This window comes from Massilia sp. P1_C10 (assembly GCF_056406475.1).
Map to the genome: position 1 here is coordinate 1 of NZ_JBFUAC010000014.1, position 18,610 is coordinate 18,610.

Sequence of the window (18,610 nt, forward strand, 5' to 3'; positions counted from 1 at the left end):
GTGCGGCGCCTGCGCCAGGCACGGCGATTGCGGCGGCGGGCCCGGGCGCCACGGCGGCGGGAGCGGCCGGCGCGGCCACGCTGGGCACCGGCTGGGCCGGCTCGATGATGATGACGGTGGCGGGCACGGTGAGTTCGGGCGGCGCCAGCTCCTGCACCGCTGGTGGGGGCGCCGGCTCCGGCGGCGGCGGCGGGGCTTCAAGCAGAGTGACCATCACCGCGGCGGGGATCGCATGCTGGACCACGCGATGCAGCAGGCCGCTGTAAATGCCGTACACCGCCAGCGCGTGGACGGCGGCGATCAGGAAGAGCGGAGTGAACTGGCCGCGCAGGCGGCCGATTGCGGCGCCCGGGGCGCCGATGGGAGGGTAGGGCGAGAAGCTATGCGCGCTCACCGGTGTCAGGCAGCCTGGCTAGCGCGAAACGACAGTTCGGTAATGGTGGTGGTGCTGGTGCGTTCGACGTGCTCGTTGAACACCTGTTCGGCGTAGTCGGCGCACTTGCCGCAGCAGGTGGCGATGCCGAGGTCGCGGCGCAGCTCGTCCATGGTGGACAGGCCCAGATCGACCGCCTGGCGGATTTCACGGTCGGAGATGTTGTTGCAGACACAAACGATCATTCTGACACCTTCTAATATGTGGACAATTCAGCAGTTGGCGATTTGTCCAGAAATGCGAATCATTATCATTACGTGTTCAATTTTGTCCCAACTCGTCGGTCAATGCAAGCCTTTTTTTTGAGCAGGGGCAGCTTCCGCAACGATATTTCGCGGAGGCCGTGCCTGTTTTTGTTGCAGCCGGGTGCAATTGTCGAGCACGGTGGTAGAATCGTAAATAGAAATAATTCGCATTACCGTTTATGATGCTAGTATCTGCTTCATCAACCGACCAAAGCTCATCATGACCTTAGCTTCGACACTGACCACACTCGACACCCTCGCCGCAGGGCAGGGCGGCACCGTGATCCATCTCGCGCCGACCGCCGGGGACGTGGACGTATCGCGCCGACTGATGGAGCTCGGTTTCGTGCCGGGCGAGCGCATTCGCATGCTGCGCCGCGGCCTGCAGGGCGGCCCGCTGGCGATCAAGGTCGGCGAATCGACCTTCGCGCTGCGCCGCTTCGAAGCCGCGCTGGTATCGATCAAGCCGGAATAAGCATGGGTGCTGCAGAACGGCGGGTCCAGGCCGACCCGCGCACGCCGCTGATTGCCCTGCTGGGTAACCCGAACTGCGGCAAGACCGCCCTGTTCAACCGCCTGACCGGCGCGCGCCAGAAAGTGGCCAACTACGCCGGCGTCACCATCGAACGCAAGGAAGGCAGCTTTACTTCCCCGGAAGGGCGCGCGTTCCGCCTGCTCGACCTGCCCGGCGCCTACAGCCTGTCCGCCCAGACGCCCGACGAAGCGATCACGCGCGACGTCGTGGCCGGCCTGCGCGCCGGCGAACAGGCGCCCGACGCCATCGTCTGCGTCGTCAACGCCACCAACCTGCGCCTGAACCTGCGCCTGGTCCTCGAGATCAAGCGCCTCGGCCTGCCGATGGTGCTGGCGCTGAACATGGTCGACGTCGCGCAAAAGCGCGGCATCACCATCGACGCCGACAAGCTGGCCGAGGAACTGGACATGCCGGTGGTGGAGACCGTCGCGGTGCAAAGCGGCGGCGAAAAGTCGCTGCTGCGCGCGCTCGACCTGATGCCGCACGACGCGGCGGCGACGGCCAAGCCGTTGTCGGCGATCGACGCGGTGTCGGTCGAGGACACCCAGCGCGAAGTGCGGCGCATCCTCGCCGCCTGCACCAGCCACGCCAACGACACCGGCAACCTGTCGGAAAAGATCGACCAGGTCGTGCTGCATCCGGTGATCGGCCCGATCCTGCTGGCCGCGCTGATGTTCCTGGTGTTCCAGGCCGTATTCAGCTGGGCCACGCCGCCGATGGACATGATCAAGGCCGGCGTCGACCAGGTCGGCCAGTGGGTCGGCGCCCACATGGCCGACGGCATGCTGCGCAGCCTGCTGGTCGAGGGCATCCTCGGCGGCGTCGGCAGCGTGCTGGTGTTCCTGCCGCAGATCCTGATCCTGTTCTTCTTCATCCTCGCGCTCGAGGACTGCGGCTACCTGCCGCGCGCCGCCTTCCTGCTCGACCGCCTGATGGGCGGCGTCGGGCTGTCGGGGCGCGCCTTCATCCCGCTGCTCTCCAGCTTCGCCTGCGCGATCCCCGGCATCATGGCCGCGCGCACCATTCAGAATCCGCGCGACCGGCTGGTGACGATCATGATCGCGCCGCTGATGACGTGCTCGGCGCGCCTGCCGGTGTACGCCCTGATCATCGCCGCCTTCATCCCCAACCGCGACGTCGGCGGCATCGTCAGCCTGCAGGGGCTGGTGCTGTTCATTCTTTACTTCGCCGGCATCGTCAGCGCGATGGCGGTGGCGTGGGTATTCAAGCGCAGCATGGGCGCCGGCGGCCAGCAGCCGCTGATGCTCGAACTGCCAAGCTACCACTGGCCGCACCTGCAGAACCTGGCACTGGGCCTGTGGGAGCGCGCGAAAATCTTCCTGTCGCGCGTCGGCACGATCATCCTGACCCTGATGGTGCTGGTGTGGTTCCTCTCCAGCTTCCCCGGCGCGCCGGAAGGCGCCACCCATCCGGCCATCTACTACAGCATCGCCGGCATGATCGGCCGCGGCATGTCAGTCATTTTCGAGCCGATCGGCTTCGGCTGGCAGATCTGCATCGCGCTGGTGCCGGGCATGGCCGCGCGCGAAGTGGCGGTGGGCGCGCTCGGCACCGTGTACGCGCTGTCGCAAAGCGGCGAGGCGCTGGCCACGTCGCTTACGCCGATCATCGCGCAGTCGTGGACCATGGCCACGGCGCTGTCGCTGCTGGCGTGGTACGTGTTCGCGCCGCAGTGCCTGTCGACGCTGTCGGTGGTCAAGCGCGAAACCGGCGGCATGCGCTGGCCGCTGATCATGGCGGGCTACATGTTCGCGCTGGCGTATGTGGCGTCGTTCATCACCTACCGCGCCGCGCTGGCGCTGGGGAGCTGACGTGATCCAGAACCTGATCGTCGCGCTGATCGTCGGGTTTGCCGCGCTGTACGTGGCGCGCAAGTACCTGCCGGCGAGCTGGCGTACCCGGCTCGTTTATCTGCTGACCAGGCGCGGCGCAAACCAGTCGAAGGTGGCGAGCTGGCTCAATACCGAATCGAGCTGCGGCAGCGGCTGCGACAAATGCACGGCGTGCGAAGCGCCGAAAGAGCACGTCATCAAGATCGTGCGCCGCTAAGCCTTCTTCGGCTGCGCAGCAACCCCGGGGTCAGGTCCGGCGGGCCCGACCCCAAGCTTCTCTATCAGCCGCTGGGCATCGAATGGCGCCCGCACCTTGACATCGTTGTCGAAGTAGCAGAACACATCCCGGCTCGCGCGCTTGGGCGGCGCTTTGGCCGAAACGAGGTGCGCGTCGTCCGGCTGCCCTCCTGAAGACCACGCAGTGATCCGCTCCGCCCACCGATCCAGCGCCTTTTCGGTGTAGCCGCTCGCATACAGCTCCTTGTCGCCATGCAGCCGCAGGTACATGAAATCCGCCGTCACATCCTCGATATACGGCCACTTGCCGGCGGTGTCGGCCACCACCACCGCCACCTTGTACTTGCGCAGCAGTGCGATGAAGCCCTCGTCGATGAAGGTCTCGTGGCGGATTTCGATCGCATGGCGCAGCTTGCCCTTCTTGCCCACCTCCAGCGCGGTGCGCCCGTTCATGCGCGCCTCATGCTTGCGCGCCAGCTCCAGGCCCGCGTCGGTATCGTGCGGCAGCAGGCTGAGGAAATGCTCCATCGACTCGGGATCGAAATGGAAATTGGGCGGGAACTGCCACAGGAAGGGGCCCAGCTTTTCGCCGAGCTCGAACACGCCGGACGCCAGCACGTTGGCCAGCGGCCCGTCGATGTTCTTGAGTCGCAGGATATGCGTCAGGAAGCGATTGCCCTTAACGCTGAAGACGAAGCCCGGCGGCGTCTCGTCATGCCAGGCGGCGTAGCTTTCCGGCCGCTGCAGCGAATAGAACGAGCCATTCAATTCGATCGACGACACCGCGCGCGAGGCGAATTCGAGCTCGCGGTGCTGGGCCAGGCCATCGGGATAGAACGTGCCGCGCCACGGCGGATAGCGCCAGCCCGACATCCCGATGTAGATCTTGCCCATGCATCGACTCTACCCGTTACAGCGCCGCCTTTCCAACCACCGGCAGTTCAATCGTGCTCTCCATGCCAGGCGCGTGATAGATGCGCTGGGTCGCCTTGCGATAGTCGCCCGGCTTGGCGTAGAAGATGTTCGGCACGAAGGTCTGCGGATTGCGGTCGTACAGCGGGAACCAGCTGGACTGGATCTGCACCATCACGCGGTGGCCCGGCAGGAACACGTGGTCGGCGTTGGGCAGCGCAAAGCGGTACTTCTCCACCTTGCCCGCCGGGATGGCCATCGGCTTGTCGAAGCCCTGGCGATAGCGCCCGCGGAAGATCTCCATCGAGATGCCCAGCTGGTAGCCGCCCATTTCCGGCTGCGCCGCCACTTCGTCCGGATACACGTCGATCAGCTTGACCACCCAGTCGGCGTCGGTGCCGCTGGTCGAGGCGAACAGATTGACCATCGGCTCGCCGGAGATCTGCAGCGGGGCGCTCAAAGGCTCGCTCACGTAGGACAGCACGTCGGTGCGGTCGGAGAAGCCGCGCTGGTCGGCCACCAGCCATGGCTGCCATACGTTGCGTTCGCCCATGCGCACCGGGCGATGCACGAACGGCACCGGCTTGGCCGGATCGGACACGTACTCGTCGAACTGGGCGCCGCCGGCCGGCTTGCCGAAGCCGAGGCGCAAGCCGTCCTTCAAATAGATCGGCGCGGCCGCAGGCGCCTGCGGCCACTGGTTCAGGCGCTGCCACTTGTTGGTGCCGGTCTGGTACGAGAACACCGGCGGCGTGCCGGCAACCGGGGCGCCGTCCTTCAGGTACTGGTTGAAGAAAGGGAGCATCACGTCGCGGCGAAATTCGGCGGCGGTGTCGCCCGTGAACTGCAGCGCACCCAGGCCCGAGCCGTTGTAATTGACGCCGCTGTGGCGCCACGGCCCGACCACCAGGTGATTCATGTCGTTGCGGCTGTCCTTGGGCTCCATGGCGGCGTAGGTCGCGTAGGCGCCGTAGATGTCTTCCTGGTCCCAGCGGCCCACCACGGTCATGGTCGGCACCTTCAACGGGCGCGCGCCCAGGATGCGGTCGAGCGCCTGGCCCTGCCAGTAGCTGTCGTAGGCCGGGTGCTCGAAGATCTTTTTGGTGAAGTTCAGGTTCTCCGCGCCGAACTGCCTTGCGTAGTCGGCCACCGAGCCGGCACGCAGCCAGGCATCGTAATCGTCGTACACGCCGGTCGACAGGCGCGCGCCCTCGCCGCGGGCGGCGGTCTGGCCGCCGATGTAATCGAGGTTGGTGGTGCGGAAGGCGCCGTTGTGGAACCAGTCGTCGCCGCGCCAGCCGTCGACCATCGGGCTCATTGGCACCGCGGCCTTGAGCGCCGGGTGCGGATCGGCCAGCGCCATCAGCACGGTGAAGCCTTCGTACGACGAGCCGACCATGCCGACCTTGCCGTTACTTTGCGGGACGTTCTTCACCAGCCATTCGATCGTGTCGTACGCATCGGTCGCATGGTCGACCGGCGTGTCGTTGAGCGGGCCGCGGATCGGGCGCGTCATCACGTAGTCGCCTTCCGAGCCGTATTTGCCGCGCACGTCCTGGAACACGCGGATGTAGCCGTTGGCGATGAAGCCGTCGTCGCCCTCGGGCAGCATCGACGCCATGTGCGGGCTGATATTGCGCTCGGCGCGCTTGGCCGCGTTGTACGGCGTACGGGTCAGCATCATCGGCGCATGGACGGCGCCTTTCGGGACCACGATCACCGTGTACAGCTTGACGCCGTCGCGCATCGGGATCATCACCACCTGCTTGACGTAGTCGGCGCCGGGGATCTGCGCAATGAATTTGGTGCTCGGGACGTCCGGCGCCATCGCGGGCGTCTGGGCCAGGGCGGGCGCGTGCAGCGCGGCCAGGATCAGGGACAGGGCGGAAAGTTCAAACGTGACTCGGCGGGGCATCTGTTCTCCATGGGAAACATTCAATTCACTGCATAGTATCGGACGCCGCCACTGCGTGCAATCGGCGCTCCGTCATCGGCGCGGCGGTCAGCGGCTGGAACGAGCCGGCCTGCGCGACCGGCCAGTACAAACCAAACACCGGCGGCAGCCGATGCAGCTGTTCCGGGTCGAGCAGTTCGCCGCGGGCCAGGTAGGGCAGCAGGGCGGAGGCCAGCTTGACCTGGTTGGGCGAGACGCGCCGCACGATGTGGTGCGGCTTCAGTTGCGACGGGTGCGTCAGGCCGGCCGCGGCGATCAGTTCGGACAGCGCCTTCATCGTGTTCTGGTGGAAGTGCGCCACGCGCGCCGTCTTGTCGGGCACGTCGAGCGCCTTCTGGCGCTGCAGGTCCTGGGTGGCCACGCCGGTCGGGCAGCGGTCGGTGTGGCAGGTTTGCGACTGCACGCAGCCGAGCGCGAACATGAAGCCGCGCGCCGAGTTGCACCAGTCGGCGCCCAGCGCGATGGTGCGCGCGACATCGAAGGCGGTGACGATCTTGCCGGACGCGCCAATTTTGACGCGCTCGCGCAGGCCGGCGCCGACCAGCGTGTTATGCACCAGCAGCAGCGCTTCCTGCAAGGGCGTGCCGACGTGGTCGGAGAACTCCACCGGCGCCGCGCCGGTGCCGCCTTCTCCGCCGTCGACGACGATGAAGTCGGGCGTGATGCCGGTTTCCAGCATCGCCTTGACGATGGCGAAGAACTCCCACGGGTGGCCGATCGCCAGCTTGAAGCCGGTGGGCTTGCCGCCTGATAGGTTGCGCAGCCGTTCGACGAAATTGAGCAGGCCGATGGGCGTCGAAAACGCCGAATGGCTGGCCGGCGAGAGGCAGTCGCGTCCCGGCGGCACGCCGCGCGCGGCGGCGATCTCGATCGTCACCTTGGCGCCGGGCAGGATGCCGCCCTGGCCCGGCTTGGCGCCTTGGGACAGCTTCACCTCGATCATCTTCACTTGCGCGCTGGCCGCGTTGGCGACGAAGCGCTCCTCCGAAAAGCTGCCGTCGTCGTTGCGGCAGCCGAAGTAGCCGGAGCCGATTTCCCACACGAGGTCGCCGCCGTGCTCGCGGTGGTACTGGCTGATGCTGCCTTCGCCGGTGTCGTGCATGAATCCGCCGGCCTTGGCGCCGGCGTTCAGCGCCAGGATCGCGTTGGCGGACAGCGAGCCGAAGCTCATCGCCGAGATGTTGAAGACGCTGGCCAGGTAGGGCTGGGCGCGCGGGCAGTCCGGATGGTTGCCGATCTCGATGCGGAAGTTGTGGCCGGCGTTGTCGGCGGGGCGGATCGAATGGTTGATCCAGTCGTAGCCGGCCTGGTACACATCGAGCTGGGTGCCGAACGGGCGCTTGTCGGTTTCGACCTTGGCGCGCTGGTAGACGATGCTGCGCTGGTTGCGCGAGAACGGCTTGGCGTCGGTGTCGTCCTCGAGGAAGTACTGGCGGATCTCCGGCCGGATCGATTCGAAGAAGTAGCGGAAGTGCGCGAGGATAGGATAATTGCGGCGCAGCGCCTGGCGCTTCTGCAGCAGGTCGGTCACGCCGACCAGCACCAGCGCGCCGCTCGGCACCGCCAGCCACCAGCCCCTTTCGCCCTTGAGTCCCATCCACAGCGACAGCAGGAACACGAAGGCGGCGATCAGCAAGGCCATGTATCGGCCGGATAAAAACGACATGCGCACACTCCAGGAATCAAGGCGGGTCGAGTGTACTCTGTTTCCTTCTGGAAGCTAACTGGCCGGGCGAAAACCTGTCAACAATGCTAAGCTGACGGCCATTTCCACCTGGCCGAAAGCTTGCGATGATCGTCGTCCACCACTTGAACAACTCGCGCTCGCAGCGCATCCTCTGGCTGCTCGAGGAGCTGGGGCTGGACTACGAGATCAGGAAGTACCAGCGCGACCCGAAGACCATGCTGGCGCCGCCCGAGCTGCGCGCGATCCACCCGCTCGGCAAGTCGCCGGTGATCACCGACGGCGACGTCACGGTGGCCGAATCGGGCGCGATCATCGAGTACCTGCTGGAGCGCTACGGCAACGGGCGCTTCGTGCCGCCGGCCGGCACCGCGGACAAGCGCCGCTTCACCTATTTCCTGCACTACGCCGAGGGATCGGCGATGACGCCGCTGCTGCTGAAGCTCGTGTTCGACCGCGTCGAGACCAGCCCGATGCCGTTCTTCGCCAAGCCGATCGCGCGCGGCATCGCTCAGAAAGTCAAGAGCTCCTACGTGATGCCGCAGATCGTGCAGCACCTGGACTACCTCGAAGCGGAGCTGGGCAAGTCGACCTGGTTCGCCGGCGAGGAGTTCACCGCCGCCGACATCCAGCTCAGTTTCATGCTGGAGGCGGCCGCCTCGCGCGGCGGCTTGGGCGAGAAGTACCCGAAGCTGATGGCCTTCCTGGCGCGCATTCACGCGCGTCCCGCGTACCAGCGCGCCCTCGAACGGGGCGGCAAGTACGATTATGCAAAATAATGCATAAATGATGGGCAAGCTGCTCGCCATCGACGGACTCAATATCGTGCGGCGCGTGTACGAAGCGAGCCAGGAGCCCGACTCGCCCGAAAAGGCGTCGATCGCGCTGCGCCACGCGCTGTCGTCGTTCCGCCGGCTGCTCGAGGCGCACGACCCGACCCACGTGCTGGCGGCGTTCGACTTCGGCGGCCCGACCTGGCGCCACGAACTCTATCCGCGCTACCGCGAACAGCGCGCGCCGATGCCGTCGTATCTGCGCGACGCGCTGCCGGGTTTCCACGACAAGCTGCGCGACGCCGGCCTGCACGTGCTGATGCTGCCCGGGGTCGAGGCCGACGACGTGATCGGCACCGGCGTGCTGCGCTGGCTGTCCGAAGGCCGCGGCGACGCCATCATCGCCACCACCGACAAGGACCTGCACGGCCTGATCGCCGACGGCGCGCTGGTCTGGGACCATTTCAAGGGCGAGTGGCACGACGACGCCTGGGTGCGCAACAAATTCGGCGTGGCGCCCGAGCGGCTGGTCGACCTGCTGGCGCTGATGGGCGACGTCACCGACGGCGTGCCGGGCGTGTCGAAGGTCGGCATGAAGACGGCGGCCAGGCTGCTCAATGCCTACGGCGACATCGATGCGGTGATCGCCGGCGCCGGCATCCTCAAGACGCCGATCGGCGAACGCCTGCGCGCCGAGCGTGCGATACTCGACATGTCGCGCCAGCTGGTGCGGCTCAAGACCGACGTGCCGCTGGGCGTGACGTGGAAGATGCTGGCGTACGAAACGTTTTAGGAAGGATGCGATGCTGAAGGCGGTGATCATCGACGCGAACGCGATTTCGCGCGGCCTGTTGAATACGGTGCTGACCGAGGGCGGCTACGGCGTGGCCGGGCAGGCGCACACCGCCGGCCTGGGGTTCGCGCTGGTGCAGAAATTCCGGCCGCACTTCGTCTGCATCGCGCGCGACCAGGTCGAGGACGGCGAGGACATCGTCGAGCAGATTCGCGCCGCGCTGCCGAAGACCATTATCTTCATGGTCGCCGGCGCGATCGACGCGCCGACCCTGCAGGCGTCGCTGGCGCGCGGCGTGAACGGCTTCATCATCAAGCCGTTCAAGGCCGATGCCGTGCTCAAGACCGTCCGCAACACCGTGCTGGCGCTGGTGCGCAAGCAGCAGGATCAGGCCACCTGACGCGTGCGCCATAGCCGGAGCCGATCGAACTTTTTCATGCGGAGGCGACAGAACCGGGGTGGGGTCCGGCGGACCTGACCCCATCTTCATCGCGGCCGCGTGAGGATCACGACAGCCATGCCCCCGATGATAGCGGCGAAGGCGCCGGCCAGCAGCCAGGTGAACGGCTCGGCCAGCAGCAGCACGCCGCCCAGCGCGGCGATGGCGGGCACGCTCAGTTGCACGGTCGCGGCGGTCGCGGGCCGGAGGTTCTGCAAGGCGGCGTACCAGATCGCGTAACCTAGGCCCGAGGTGATGGCGCCAGACGCCAGCGCGTACAGCACGCCGGCGGCATCCATTTGGGCAGAGGCGAGGAAGGGCAGGTACAGCGGCACGGCGAGCACTGCGGCGCGTACGAAATTGCCCGCGGTGGCGCTGGTCGGATCGCCAGCGCCCTTGGCGCGCAGCGAGTAGACGCCCCACGCGGCGCCGGCGGCGATCATCATGGCCGCGCGCGACAGTGGCGGCGCCTCGAGGCCGGGCAGCAGCAAGGCGACCAGGCCGGCCATCGCGCACAGCATGCCGAGCATCTGCCACGGGCCGAGGCGCTCGCCGCGCCAAATGCCGACGGCGATCATGGTCGCCTGCACGGCGCCGAACAGCAGCAGCGCGCCGGTGGCGGTGGTCAGGCCGACGTAGGCGAACGAGAAGAGGGCGGCGTAGGCGAACAGCGCCGCCGCGGAGCGCCAGTTGCCGGCGGCCGCGGGACGGGCGCCGCGCAGCACGACGATCAGGGCGAGCACCAGCGCGCCGGAGACGAGGCGGATGGCGATGAAGCTGGCGGGGTCGATGTGCGCTTGTTTCAGCGCAATGCGGCAAAGGACGGAGTTGCCGGCGAAGGCGAGCAGGGCGAGGAGGGTGAGAAGGGCGGTGCGCATGGCGCAGATCATACCGTGCGCAGGAGCATACGGCGGCGACAAGTTCGGGGTCAGGTCCGGTGGACCTGACCCCAGCTTTTGGGCCGCGGCGTCAGACGGGGGTGGAGCCGTTGATGATGCCGCCGCCCAGGCACACGTCGCCGTCGTACAGCACCGCCGACTGCCCCGGCGTTACCGCCCATTGCGGATCGGTGAAATTGAGCGTGAAACGGTCGTCGCCATTCGGCACGACGCCGCATTCGACATCGGCCTGGCGGTAGCGCGTCTTGGCCGCCATGATGCGCGCCTCGGGCGCCGCGCCGGCCACCCAGCTTGCCTGCGCCGCCACCAGCGACGACGACAGCAGCCACGGATGGTCGTGGCCCTGCACGATGTACAGGGTGTTGGTCTCGATGTCCTTGCGCGCGACGAACCAAGGCTCGCTGGTGCCGTCGGCGTTGCGGTGCGCTTTCAGTCCCCCGATGCCGATGCCCTTGCGCTGGCCGAGCGTATAGAACGACAGGCCGACGTGCTCGCCAACGGTCTTGCCGTCGTCAGTCTTCATCGGGCCCGGCTTGTACGACAGGTAGCGGTTCAGGAAGTCGCGGAACGGCCGCTCGCCGATGAAGCAGATGCCGGTCGAATCCTTCTTGGCCGCATTCGGCAGCGCCAGCTTCTCGGCCAGCTTGCGCACTTCGGTCTTCGGGATCTCGCCCAGCGGGAACAGGGTCTTGGACAACTGCGCCTGGTTAAGGCGGTGCAGGAAGTAGCTCTGGTCCTTGGTCGCGTCGACCGCCTTGAGCAGCTCGAACTTGCCGGCGTTCTCGCGCACCCGCGCGTAGTGGCCGGTCGCGATCAGGTCGGCGCCCAGGTGCATCGCGTGGTCGAGGAAAGCCTTGAACTTGATTTCGGCGTTGCACAGCACGTCCGGATTGGGCGTGCGGCCGGCCTGGTACTCGCGCAGGAATTCGGCAAACACGCGGTCCTTGTACTCGGAGGCGAAGTTGACCGCCTCGATGTCGACCCCGACCACGTCCGCCACGCTGGCCGCGTCGATCCAGTCCTGGCGCGACGAGCAGAACTCGGAGTCGTCGTCGTCTTCCCAGTTTTTCATGAACAGGCCGACCACGTCGTAGCCCTGTTCCTTCAGCATCCACGCCGCCACCGAGGAGTCGACACCGCCCGACATCCCGATCACGACTTTTTTCTTGCTCATGTTACGTCCGTCTTTAAAGTAAGCCCGCCTTCGAACACCGAAAGGTGTGTGTGCAGCAGATCCAGGTCGGCGCGCTTGCCCGCCAGGTAATCGTCGACGCAGCGCAGAACGATCGGGCTGCGGTGGCGCTCCTGGCACGCCGCGATCTCCTCGCGCGTCATCCACATCGTGCGCAGTATGCCGTGGTCCAGTGGCTGATCGTATTCCTTGCCGGCCGTGCCGCAGAAGGTGAAGCGCAGGTAGGTCACGTCGGTGCCGCGCCGCTTGGAGGTGTAGCGCGACATGTACATGCCCACCAGCGCGGTCGGCGTGAAGTCGTGCGCGGTTTCCTCCAGCACTTCGCGAACCACCGCCTGCTCCAGAGATTCGTGCGGGTCGAGGTGGCCCGCCGGCTGGTTCAGCCGCACGCCTTCGCTCGTTTCCTCTTCGATCAGCAGGAAGCGGCCATCGCGCTCGATGACGGCGGCGACGGTGACGGACGGTTTCCAGGTATTGGGCATGGGCGCCTTTCAAAATGAGCCGACATTCTACCTTGGCCCCGCCCGCCGCGCGCGCCGCCCCGTTCCGGGCACGCCGAAACAGGCCGATTTTTCATTGACCTGAGACAGGTATCCGACACTTTGTGAACCCTTGGATCGAAGACGACACATTCGGGGGTAATCAGAGGGGTAAGGATGACGTTGCTGCAATTTACGTGGTAGATTCTAGACAGTTTATCAATCAGGAGGCATTCATGAGAATAGGCATACCGGCCGAAACACGGCCGGGGGAAACCCGCGTCGCTGCCACGCCCGAAACAGTCAAGAAGCTGGCCGCGAAGCACCAGGTCATTGTGCAATCCGGGGCGGGCGTGACGGCCGCCGCGGTCGACGAGGCTTACGTGGCCGCCGGCGCGACCATCGGCAGCGCCGCAGATGCTTTCGGCGCCGACGTGGTGCTGAAGGTGCGCGCCCCCGACGCGGGCGAGCGCGCGCTGATGAAGCCCGACGCGGTGCTGATCGGGATGCTCAATCCCTTCGACGCCGAGAACATCGCGGCGATGGCCGGCGCCCGGCTGCGCGCGTTCGCGCTCGAAGCGGTGCCGCGCATCACCCGCGCGCAGTCGATGGACGTGCTGTCCTCGCAGGCCAACATCGCCGGCTACAAGGCCGTGATGGTGGCGGCGAACACCTACCAGCGCTTCATGCCGATGCTGATGACCGCGGCCGGCACCGTGAAAGCGGCGCGCGTGCTGATCATGGGCGTCGGCGTGGCCGGCCTGCAGGCGATCGCTACCGCCAAGCGCCTCGGCGCCGTGATCGAGGCGTCCGACGTGCGCCCGCCGGTAAAGGAGCAGGTCGAGTCGCTGGGCGCCAAGTTCATCGACGTGCCGTTCCTGACCGACGAAGAGAAGGAAATCGCCAAGGGTTCCGGCGGCTACGCGCGCGCCATGCCGCCCGACTGGATGGCGCGCCAGGCCGCGCTGGTGCACGAGCGCGCCAAGCTGGCCGACATCGTCATCACCACCGCCTTGATCCCCGGCCGCCCGGCGCCGGTGCTGATCTCGGAGGAGACGGTCAAGGCCATGAAACCCGGCTCGGTGATCGTCGACCTGGCGGTTTCGCAGGGCGGCAACTGCCCGCTGTCGGAATTGAACAAGACGGTCGTCAAGCACGGCGTCTACATCGTGGGCGAGCCGGACCTGGCCACCCTGGTGGCGGCCGACGCCTCGGCGCTCTACGCGCGCAACGTGCTCGATTTCCTCAAGCTGATCATCGACAAGGATGAACAGCTGGTGATCGATCGCGAAGACGAGATCCTGAAGGCGTCGCTGGTCTGCGCCGACGGCGAAGTGCTGCGCAAATAATTCAAAATCAGGGAGGCATCATGGAAATCAGTCATACCATCATCAATCTCATCATCTTCGTGCTGGCCATTTATGTCGGCTACCACGTGGTGTGGACCGTCACCCCCGCGCTGCATACGCCGCTGATGGCGGTGACCAACGCGATCTCGGCGATCATCATCGTCGGCGCGATGCTCGCCGCCGGCCTGACCGAGGGCATGGTCGGCCAGGTCGCCGGCACCGTCGCCGTCGCGCTGGCCGCGGTCAACGTGTTCGGCGGCTTCCTGGTTACCCAGCGCATGCTGGAGATGTTCAAGAAGAAGGAACCGAAGGCCAAGCCGGTCGCGGTCGCGGCAGGGGAGCAAGCATGATGCAATACGTCAGCATGAATCTCGTGACGATGATGTACCTGATCGCCTCGGTGTGCTTCATCCAGGCGCTCAAGGGGTTGTCGTCGCCTGGCACGGCGCGCACCGGCAACGCGTTCGGCATGACCGGCATGGCGATCGCCGCGGTCACCACCATCGCCTTGATCTTCAAGATGAAGGAGCAGCTGGGTACTGGCGGCATCGGCTTCCCGCTGGTGATCGTCGGCCTGGTTGTCGGGGGAGCGATCGGCGCCTTCGCGGCGAAAAAGGTCGAAATGACCAAGATGCCGGAGCTGGTCGCGGCGATGCATTCGCTGATCGGCCTGGCGGCGGTGTGCATCGCGGTCGCCGCGGTGTCCGAGCCGTGGGCGTTCCAGATCGCCGGCCGCGGCATGGCGCTGCCGTTCGGTAACCGACTGGAGCTGTTCATCGGTACTTTTGTCGGCGCCGTGACCTTCTCCGGTTCGGTGATCGCGTTCGGCAAACTGGCCGGCAAGTACAAGTTCCGCCTGTTCCAGGGCGCGCCGGTCAGCTTCCCGGGCCAGCACATGATCAACCTGGGTGTGGCGATCGCCATCATCGCGCTCGGCCTCGTGTTCTGCTTCGCCGAGGGCGCGCAGCCTGCGTGGACGCCGTTCGTCATCATGGCCGCGCTGTCGTTCATCCTGGGCGTCTTGATCATCATCCCGATCGGCGGCGCCGACATGCCGGTGGTGGTGTCGATGCTGAACTCCTACTCGGGATGGGCGGCGGCGGGCATCGGCTTCTCGCTGAATAACTCGATGCTGATTATCGCCGGTTCGCTGGTGGGATCCTCGGGCGCGATCCTGTCGTACATCATGTGCAAGGCGATGAACCGCTCGTTCTTCAACGTGATCCTGGGCGGCTTCGGCGGCGCGCCGGCAGACGTTGCCGGCGGCGCGCAGGAACAGCGTCCGCACAAGGCCGGTTCGGCCGAGGACGCGGCCTTCATCATGGCCAACGCCGAAAGCGTGATCATCGTGCCGGGCTACGGCCTGGCGGTGGCGCGCGCCCAGCACGCGCTGAAGGAGCTGGTCGAGAAGCTGACCCACAAGGGCGTGATCGTGAAGTACGCGATCCACCCGGTGGCCGGCCGCATGCCGGGCCACATGAACGTGCTGCTGGCAGAAGCCGAGGTGCCGTACGACCAGGTGTTCGAGATGGAAGACATCAACGGCGAATTCGGCCAGACCGACGTGGTGCTGGTGCTGGGCGCGAACGACGTGGTCAACCCGGCCGCCAAGGATCCGAAGTCGGCGATCGCCGGCATGCCGATCCTGGAGGCGTACAAGGCCAAGAGCATCATCGTCAACAAGCGTTCGATGGCCTCGGGCTACGCGGGCCTGGACAACGACCTGTTCTACCAGCCGAACACGATGATGGTGTTCGGCGACGCCAAGAAGGTGATCGAGTCGATGGTCAAGGCAGTGGAGTAAGCGCCGCTGCCCAAAGGCTGGGGTCAGGTCCGACGGACCTGGCCCCTTTTTTTACGCCGGCGGCTGCGCAGCCTCAACCCGATTCCGGCCGCCTTCCTTGGCCAGGTAGAGCGCGGCGTCCGCGCGGGCCTCGGCCTCTTCCGGAGCGCCGCCCGGCGCCAGCGCGGCCAATCCAATGCTGATGGTGACCCGGATGCAGTCGCCGTCCGGCGTCGTCACGCTGCACGCTTCGACCGCTTCGCGCATGCGCTCGGCGACCTTGCGCGCCATGTCGACCGAGGTGTCGGGGAACAGCATGCCGAATTCCTCGCCGCCGGTGCGCGCGACGAAGTCGGTGCCGCGCGCGGCCTGCTCGAGCGCCTTGCCGACTTCGACCAGCACCAGGTCGCCGACCGGGTGGCCGTAGGTGTCGTTGACATGCTTGAACAGGTCGATGTCGGACACGCCGACCGCGATCGGCGCCTTGTTGCGCCGGCTGCGCGCGGTCACGCGCGCCATCTCCGCATCGTAAGCGCGGCGGTTCGGCAGCGTCGTCAGCTGGTCGGTGAGCGCCTGCTGCTCCAGCTGCGCCATCAGCGCCGCGGTCTGCGCCTCCTCGCGCCGGCGCGCGCGCATGTCGGCCAGGAAGGCGCCGAAGAAACGCACGCCGTCGTGGACGCCGAGGTCGATCGCCTTCAGCTCGATCGGGATCATCTCGCCGCTCTTGTGGCGGATCGCGAACTCGCGCACGTGCCCCAACACGGTGGAACTGCCGCCGCGCGCGATGTAGCCCGAGACATAGCCGTGGTGCTTTTCGGCCACCTCTTCCGGCAGCAGGATGTCGATTGGCTGGCCCAGCACGTCGGCGGCCGCATGGCCGGACAGCGCGTCCATCGCCGCATTCTGGTAGCGGATATTGCTGTCCTGGTCGATCACGACCACAGCGTCGATCGAGTCGTCGAGCACGCAGGCATACAGCTGGGATGGTAGCGGCGGGGCCATGATGGTTTATTGTCGCATCGCTACGCCTTATTTGCTATCCTGCGCACTCCTGAATTGTGGACACGCCATGAAAAAAACCCGCTTGCTCGCCGTCCCCCTGCTGTTCCTTGCGGCCGGTATTTACATTGTCGTCGCCGGCCGGGCGGAGTCGAAGCGGATCGCCGAGCCGCTGCCGGCCGCGGCGACGGCGGACGTCCGGGTCGACAGCGCGCAGCTGCTGGGCGACGTGCGTACGCTGGCGTCGCCCGAATACGGCGGGCGCCGCACCGGCACCGAGGGCAGCCGCAAGGCCCAGGCCTTCCTGCAGGCGCGCTTTCAGGAACTGGGACTGCGGCCGTTCGGCGCCACCTTCGCCGAGCCGTTCGCCTTCACCCACAAGAGCATCAAGGGACTGGTCACACCGGGCAAACCTTACAAGACCGAGTACCCGAATTCGGTCAACGTCATCGGCTTCATCCCCGGCAGCGCGAAAGACGCGCGCTACATCGTGGTCTCCGCGCATTACGACCACCTGGGCGAGAAGGGCGGCAAGCTGTATCCGGGAGCGGACGACAACGCCTCGGGCGTGGCGGCGATGCTGGCGATCGCCAAGTGGTTCAAGGCGCACCCGCCGCGCCACACGATCGTGTTCGCCGCGTTCGATGGCGAGGAGCTTGGCCTGCAGGGCGCCCGCGCCTTCCTCGCCGCGCTGCCATTCCCGAAAGCGCAGCTGGCGCTGAACATCAATCTCGACATGGTCGCGCACAACGACAACAACGAGATCTATGCGGCCGGTACCAGCTACACGCCGGCGTTGACGCCGCTGGTGGCGCGGGCCGCGGCGCGCAACACGGTCAAGGTGAAGCTGGGCCACGACCGCTCGCAGCTGGTGGCGGGCAGCGTCGAGGACTGGACCGGCAGTTCGGACCACGGGCCGTTCCACGAGGCCGGCGTGCCGTTCCTGTATTTCGGCGTCGAGGACCACGCCGACTACCACGCGCCGACCGACACCTTCGAGCATATCAACCAGAAGTTCTTCGTCGACGTGGCCAATCTGCTAGTCGATGTGGCGGAGACGGCTGACCGCGAGTTTCGCTAGGTTCTAAACAGCCTAGGGTCGACCAGCCATTTGCGGATGGTGGCCGCGCGGATCTTGCGGGCGTGCGGATGGTCAGGGTTGACGAGGACGTTGCTTTCCTCCGGCACGACGACCGACGGAACAACCAGCAAGGGCGAGCGCATGCTCCGGCGCCAGGCGTCTCCCGTCCGAATGCTCGTCACGCCGGGGGGAACCGCGTCCCAGCCAGCGGGGGCATGCAGCACCTCGCGCATCTCCCACACCGCTTCCGGAATGTCGACGCGCACCAGAAACCGGTTGGAGGATCTGACGGATTTGGTGAGGTGGCAGAGGGTCTCGAGGACCGCCAGGGAAATATTGGTGGAGCAGTACACCACGCTGGTGCCGCGGCTGGCCCAGCGGCTGTCAGCGTGACTGCGCGCTGCGCCGCTCACGTCGTCGGCCGGGTATCGGTCGGTTTCGAGCGCGATTCGCCATAACGCGACGCTCACCAATACGCTCCGCTGAAAGCTGCGTCCAACAAGCCAGAAAGCAACTTCTGTCCCTCAATGGTGTCCATGTAAAACGATGGATTTCTGCCGAGGGCGGGATGGTATTCGTCCAGCCAGTCGCCGAAAAACTCGGCGGGAGGGATTCCCTGAATCTCTCCGGCGTCCATACCCTGGTCCTCCAGCTGGCCGATCAGGAATTGCACTCCGAACACGCGCTCGGATTCGTCCACCGAAAGTGGCGTGTGGGTGTGCTCTTTGCGGCTGATGGTGGCGCGCGACATACCGAGTATGCCGATGAGCCATTGTTTTGGGACATCCATGATTTTCGCCAGGTGGCCAACCAGTTCCGGTGGCGCGCCGCGCTTGATCATTTCGATGCGTTCCTGCCTGTCGAGCATGAATATACGATAACACTCGGCGTCCCAGTCGGCGGGCATCGGCCGGCGGCCGCGACGGACTTCCGGGACGGCGTTGTGCGCGGGCTTCATGGAATGTCTCCT

At 66.2% G+C, this 18,610-nt stretch carries 20 protein-coding genes and 1 pseudogene; 10 read left to right on the forward strand and 11 right to left on the reverse strand.

From position 1 onward, the window contains the following. Positions 1 to 394 (reverse strand): annotated as a pseudogene (locus AC1D02_RS21305) (hypothetical protein); the annotation flags it as partial. A 5-nt stretch (positions 395 to 399) separates the two neighbouring features. Further along, positions 400 to 618, reverse strand: coding sequence for a (2Fe-2S)-binding protein (locus tag AC1D02_RS21310; protein WP_477320466.1), 219 nt, complete (start codon positions 616 to 618; stop codon positions 400 to 402). 280 nt (positions 619 to 898) lie between these two features. Here AC1D02_RS21310 and AC1D02_RS21315 point away from each other — a divergent pair, with 280 nt between their 5' ends. The 3 genes from AC1D02_RS21315 to AC1D02_RS21325 are packed head-to-tail and all read left to right on the forward strand — an operon-like array spanning position 899 to position 3,283. Beyond that, a complete protein-coding gene (locus tag AC1D02_RS21315) occupies positions 899 to 1,153 on the forward strand; it encodes a FeoA family protein (RefSeq protein WP_477320467.1) in 255 nt (84 codons plus the stop codon). Between the two features lie 2 nt (positions 1,154 to 1,155). Beyond that, positions 1,156 to 3,045 (forward strand): ferrous iron transporter B, encoded by a 1,890-nt coding sequence (gene feoB / locus AC1D02_RS21320; protein WP_477320468.1) that lies wholly within the window; start codon positions 1,156 to 1,158, stop codon positions 3,043 to 3,045. Between the two features lies 1 nt (position 3,046). Beyond that, positions 3,047 to 3,283, forward strand: a complete 237-nt coding sequence (locus AC1D02_RS21325) for a DUF6587 family protein (protein ID WP_477320469.1) — start codon at positions 3,047 to 3,049, stop codon at positions 3,281 to 3,283. Here the strand turns inward: AC1D02_RS21325 and AC1D02_RS21330 are convergent. Genes AC1D02_RS21330 through AC1D02_RS21340 form a run of 3 tightly spaced genes read right to left on the reverse strand, consistent with a single transcriptional unit; the run spans position 3,280 to position 7,835 of the window. After that, positions 3,280 to 4,197, reverse strand: a complete 918-nt coding sequence (locus tag AC1D02_RS21330; protein ID WP_477320470.1) for a DUF72 domain-containing protein — start codon at positions 4,195 to 4,197, stop codon at positions 3,280 to 3,282. The genes AC1D02_RS21325 and AC1D02_RS21330 overlap by 4 nt on opposite strands. A gap of 16 nt (positions 4,198 to 4,213) precedes the next feature. Beyond that, positions 4,214 to 6,130, reverse strand: coding sequence for a CocE/NonD family hydrolase (locus tag AC1D02_RS21335; protein WP_477320471.1), 1,917 nt, complete (start codon positions 6,128 to 6,130; stop codon positions 4,214 to 4,216). A 25-nt stretch (positions 6,131 to 6,155) separates the two neighbouring features. Beyond that, positions 6,156 to 7,835 carry an FMN-binding glutamate synthase family protein gene (locus AC1D02_RS21340; protein ID WP_477320472.1) on the reverse strand — a complete coding sequence of 560 codons (1,680 nt, stop codon included), beginning with the start codon at positions 7,833 to 7,835 and terminating at the stop codon, positions 6,156 to 6,158. 125 nt (positions 7,836 to 7,960) lie between these two features. Here AC1D02_RS21340 and AC1D02_RS21345 point away from each other — a divergent pair, with 125 nt between their 5' ends. Genes AC1D02_RS21345 through AC1D02_RS21355 form a run of 3 tightly spaced genes read left to right on the forward strand, consistent with a single transcriptional unit; the run spans position 7,961 to position 9,819 of the window. Continuing rightward, a complete protein-coding gene (locus tag AC1D02_RS21345; RefSeq protein ID WP_477320473.1) occupies positions 7,961 to 8,632 on the forward strand; it encodes a glutathione S-transferase family protein in 672 nt (223 codons plus the stop codon). Between the two features lie 10 nt (positions 8,633 to 8,642). Then, entirely contained in the window at positions 8,643 to 9,419 is a 777-nt protein-coding gene (locus AC1D02_RS21350; RefSeq protein WP_477320541.1) for a 5'-3' exonuclease, read from the forward strand. 10 nt (positions 9,420 to 9,429) lie between these two features. Next, the gene (locus tag AC1D02_RS21355; RefSeq protein WP_477320474.1) at positions 9,430 to 9,819 is read left to right on the forward strand and encodes a response regulator; all 390 of its coding nucleotides are present in this window, start codon (positions 9,430 to 9,432) and stop codon (positions 9,817 to 9,819) included. Positions 9,820 to 9,905: 86 nt separating this feature from the next. Here the strand turns inward: AC1D02_RS21355 and AC1D02_RS21360 are convergent, their stop codons facing one another. From AC1D02_RS21360 to AC1D02_RS21370, 3 genes are all read right to left on the reverse strand, one after another. Beyond that, positions 9,906 to 10,736 carry a DMT family transporter gene (locus tag AC1D02_RS21360; protein ID WP_477320475.1) on the reverse strand — a complete coding sequence of 277 codons (831 nt, stop codon included), beginning with the start codon at positions 10,734 to 10,736 and terminating at the stop codon, positions 9,906 to 9,908. Positions 10,737 to 10,827: 91 nt separating this feature from the next. Continuing rightward, positions 10,828 to 11,931: a tRNA 2-thiouridine(34) synthase MnmA gene (gene mnmA / locus AC1D02_RS21365; protein ID WP_477320476.1), complete on the reverse strand. Its 1,104-nt coding sequence runs from the start codon at positions 11,929 to 11,931 to the stop codon at positions 10,828 to 10,830. Next, positions 11,928 to 12,431 carry an NUDIX hydrolase gene (locus AC1D02_RS21370; RefSeq protein ID WP_477320477.1) on the reverse strand — a complete coding sequence of 168 codons (504 nt, stop codon included), beginning with the start codon at positions 12,429 to 12,431 and terminating at the stop codon, positions 11,928 to 11,930. The genes mnmA and AC1D02_RS21370 overlap by 4 nt, the downstream gene beginning before the upstream one ends. Before the next feature lie 233 nt (positions 12,432 to 12,664). Here AC1D02_RS21370 and AC1D02_RS21375 point away from each other — a divergent pair, with 233 nt between their 5' ends. From AC1D02_RS21375 to AC1D02_RS21385, 3 genes are read left to right on the forward strand one after another with little or no spacing between them, the layout of a single operon-like run. Further along, on the forward strand, positions 12,665 to 13,777 hold the full coding sequence (locus AC1D02_RS21375) for a Re/Si-specific NAD(P)(+) transhydrogenase subunit alpha (RefSeq protein ID WP_477320478.1): 1,113 nt from the start codon (positions 12,665 to 12,667) through the stop codon (positions 13,775 to 13,777). 20 nt (positions 13,778 to 13,797) lie between these two features. Continuing rightward, positions 13,798 to 14,127 carry an NAD(P) transhydrogenase subunit alpha part 2 gene (locus tag AC1D02_RS21380; RefSeq protein WP_477320479.1) on the forward strand — a complete coding sequence of 110 codons (330 nt, stop codon included), beginning with the start codon at positions 13,798 to 13,800 and terminating at the stop codon, positions 14,125 to 14,127. Then, positions 14,127 to 15,581 carry an NAD(P)(+) transhydrogenase (Re/Si-specific) subunit beta gene (locus tag AC1D02_RS21385; RefSeq protein ID WP_477320542.1) on the forward strand — a complete coding sequence of 485 codons (1,455 nt, stop codon included), beginning with the start codon at positions 14,127 to 14,129 and terminating at the stop codon, positions 15,579 to 15,581. The genes AC1D02_RS21380 and AC1D02_RS21385 overlap by 1 nt, the downstream gene beginning before the upstream one ends. Positions 15,582 to 15,632: 51 nt before the next feature. On the opposite strand, the gene AC1D02_RS21390 is transcribed toward AC1D02_RS21385, so the two are convergent. Beyond that, positions 15,633 to 16,562, reverse strand: coding sequence for a GGDEF domain-containing protein (locus AC1D02_RS21390; RefSeq protein WP_477320480.1), 930 nt, complete (start codon positions 16,560 to 16,562; stop codon positions 15,633 to 15,635). 67 nt (positions 16,563 to 16,629) lie between these two features. Between AC1D02_RS21390 and AC1D02_RS21395 the strand changes: the two genes are divergently transcribed. Then, positions 16,630 to 17,640, forward strand: a complete 1,011-nt coding sequence (locus tag AC1D02_RS21395; RefSeq protein ID WP_477320481.1) for a M20/M25/M40 family metallo-hydrolase — start codon at positions 16,630 to 16,632, stop codon at positions 17,638 to 17,640. Here AC1D02_RS21395 and AC1D02_RS21400 read toward each other — a convergent pair. Further along, a complete protein-coding gene (locus AC1D02_RS21400; protein ID WP_477320482.1) occupies positions 17,637 to 18,110 on the reverse strand; it encodes an RES family NAD+ phosphorylase in 474 nt (157 codons plus the stop codon). The two genes, AC1D02_RS21395 and AC1D02_RS21400, sit on opposite strands and share 4 nt — an antisense overlap. Further along, positions 18,107 to 18,598: an antitoxin Xre-like helix-turn-helix domain-containing protein gene (locus tag AC1D02_RS21405; RefSeq protein ID WP_477320483.1), complete on the reverse strand. Its 492-nt coding sequence runs from the start codon at positions 18,596 to 18,598 to the stop codon at positions 18,107 to 18,109. Before AC1D02_RS21405 ends, AC1D02_RS21400 begins: the two co-directional genes overlap by 4 nt. Between the last annotated feature and the right edge of the window lie 12 nt (positions 18,599 to 18,610).

Coding starts and splice junctions, on each gene's coding strand:
- AC1D02_RS21405 (WP_477320483.1), bottom strand. CDS start 18,598: ATGAAGCCCGCGCACAACGCCGTCCCGGAAGTCCGTCGCGGCCGCCGG.
- AC1D02_RS21315 (WP_477320467.1), top strand. CDS start 899: ATGACCTTAGCTTCGACACTGACCACACTCGACACCCTCGCCGCAGGG.
- mnmA (WP_477320476.1), bottom strand. CDS start 11,931: ATGAGCAAGAAAAAAGTCGTGATCGGGATGTCGGGCGGTGTCGACTCC.
- AC1D02_RS21310 (WP_477320466.1), bottom strand. CDS start 618: ATGATCGTTTGTGTCTGCAACAACATCTCCGACCGTGAAATCCGCCAG.
- AC1D02_RS21395 (WP_477320481.1), top strand. CDS start 16,630: ATGAAAAAAACCCGCTTGCTCGCCGTCCCCCTGCTGTTCCTTGCGGCC.
- AC1D02_RS21330 (WP_477320470.1), bottom strand. CDS start 4,197: ATGGGCAAGATCTACATCGGGATGTCGGGCTGGCGCTATCCGCCGTGG.
- AC1D02_RS21380 (WP_477320479.1), top strand. CDS start 13,798: ATGGAAATCAGTCATACCATCATCAATCTCATCATCTTCGTGCTGGCC.
- AC1D02_RS21360 (WP_477320475.1), bottom strand. CDS start 10,736: ATGCGCACCGCCCTTCTCACCCTCCTCGCCCTGCTCGCCTTCGCCGGC.
- feoB (WP_477320468.1), top strand. CDS start 1,156: ATGGGTGCTGCAGAACGGCGGGTCCAGGCCGACCCGCGCACGCCGCTG.
- AC1D02_RS21340 (WP_477320472.1), bottom strand. CDS start 7,835: ATGTCGTTTTTATCCGGCCGATACATGGCCTTGCTGATCGCCGCCTTC.
- AC1D02_RS21345 (WP_477320473.1), top strand. CDS start 7,961: ATGATCGTCGTCCACCACTTGAACAACTCGCGCTCGCAGCGCATCCTC.
- AC1D02_RS21350 (WP_477320541.1), top strand. CDS start 8,643: ATGGGCAAGCTGCTCGCCATCGACGGACTCAATATCGTGCGGCGCGTG.
- AC1D02_RS21370 (WP_477320477.1), bottom strand. CDS start 12,431: ATGCCCAATACCTGGAAACCGTCCGTCACCGTCGCCGCCGTCATCGAG.
- AC1D02_RS21375 (WP_477320478.1), top strand. CDS start 12,665: ATGAGAATAGGCATACCGGCCGAAACACGGCCGGGGGAAACCCGCGTC.
- AC1D02_RS21335 (WP_477320471.1), bottom strand. CDS start 6,130: ATGCCCCGCCGAGTCACGTTTGAACTTTCCGCCCTGTCCCTGATCCTG.
- AC1D02_RS21355 (WP_477320474.1), top strand. CDS start 9,430: ATGCTGAAGGCGGTGATCATCGACGCGAACGCGATTTCGCGCGGCCTG.
- AC1D02_RS21390 (WP_477320480.1), bottom strand. CDS start 16,562: ATGGCCCCGCCGCTACCATCCCAGCTGTATGCCTGCGTGCTCGACGAC.
- AC1D02_RS21385 (WP_477320542.1), top strand. CDS start 14,127: ATGCAATACGTCAGCATGAATCTCGTGACGATGATGTACCTGATCGCC.